Raw genomic sequence first — 1,685 nt, forward strand, 5'->3', positions numbered from 1 at the left:
ACACCTACACTCTTCAACGGGGACTTCCGTCGCCCCGCGGTGGTTTCACTGCTCCGTCTCCACGTCGCCCCATGCGGCAGTGACGGAATATTAACCGTCTCTGCCATCGCCATCGCCGTTCGGCTTAGACTTAGGACCCGACTGACCCCGGGCTGATTGGCATTGCCCGGGAAACCTTGGTCTTACAGCGGGAGGGAATCTAACCCTCCTTATCGTTACTTATTCCTACATTTGCTTTACTCACCGCTCCAGGATAACTTACGTACACCATTCGACGCTGTGAGTATGCTCCCCTACCGATACTTTCATAATTGCTATCCCGCGCCTTCGGTGTCTGCCTTATACCCGATTATTATCCATGCCCGGACCCTCGACTAGTGAGCTGTTACGCACTCTTTGAATGAATGGCTGCTTCCAAGCCAACATCCTAGCTGTCATAGGGACCAGACTTCGTTAGACTAACTCAGGCAGAACTCCGGGACCTTAGACGGCGGTCTGGATTCTTCTCCTCTCGGGGACGGACCTTAGCACCCGCCCCCTTACTGCCGGACTGCAGACCGTGAGCATTCGGAGTTCGTCAGGACTCGATAGGCGGTGAAGCCCTCTTGTCCTATCGGTCGCTCTACCTCTCACGGTGACCATCCGACGCGGCACCTAAATGCCTTTCGGGGAGTACGAGCTATCTCCAAGTTTGATTGGCCTTTCACTCCTACACTCGGCTCATCCAGAAGCTTTTCAACGCTTATTGGTGCGGACCTCCATCCCGTGTTACCGGGACTTCATCCTGGCCAAGTGTAGATCACTTGGTTTCGCGTCTACCCCCACTGACTGTGCGCCCTGTTCAGGCTCGCTTTCACTGCGGCTACGTGTCTCATGACACTCAACCTCGCCAGTGACGGTAACTCGTAGGATCATTATGCAAAAGGCACGCCGTCACATCGCAAGATGCTCCGACCGCTTGTAGGCGCATGGTTTCAGGAACTATTTCACTCCCCTGCTCGGGGTTCTTTTCACCTTTCCTTCACAGTACTCGTTCGCTATCGGTCTCACGGGAGTATTTAGCCTTACCGGATGGTCCCGGCAGATTCGCGCAGGATTCCTCGTGTCCCGCGTTACTCAGGATACCGCTATGCTGCATTTCGCTTCACATACTGGACTATCACCGTCTATGGTCACATTTTCCAAAGTGTTCTGTTCACGATTTGCATACAATGTCGCGGTCCTACAACCCCAGCCACGCCTTGCGACGCCACTGGTTTGGGCTGTTCCCCGTTCGCTCGCCACTACTGGGGGAATCATTCTTTTATTTTCTCTTCCTGCAGGTACTAAGATGTTTCAGTTCCCTGCGTTAGCTCTCTTACTTGGTAAGAGTAACCGTCCTTCAGACGGCTAGGTTGTCCCATTCGGAAATCTCCGGATCAAGGGTTATTTGCACCTACCCGAAGCTTATCGCAGCTTATCACGTCCTTCATCGCCTCCGTGAGCCTAGGCATCCGCCATACGCCCTTTCTTACTTTCTTTAAGACTGTATTCTTGTTACTCGTTTCCGAATAACGAATAAGTAGCTCATACTTTCAGCTGTATTCTAACAAAGTGAAATCTCATCTTGCGATTTGATTTACTTTAGTCTGAACTAAAGTTCATTACTTACAGTTTTGCTTGTGTCAATATGTCAAAGATCTTTT

1 rRNA gene is annotated in these 1,685 nt (G+C 51.5%); it reads right to left on the minus strand.

The window, feature by feature from the left end:
• Nucleotides 1–1,520 (minus strand): 23S ribosomal RNA (locus tag ACTQ53_RS17380); the annotation flags it as partial.
• Nucleotides 1,521–1,685: the final 165 nt, after the last annotated feature.

It is taken from the genome of Prevotella sp. Sow4_E9_plate (genome assembly GCF_052116205.1).
Lineage (GTDB): Bacteria > Bacteroidota > Bacteroidia > Bacteroidales > Bacteroidaceae > Prevotella.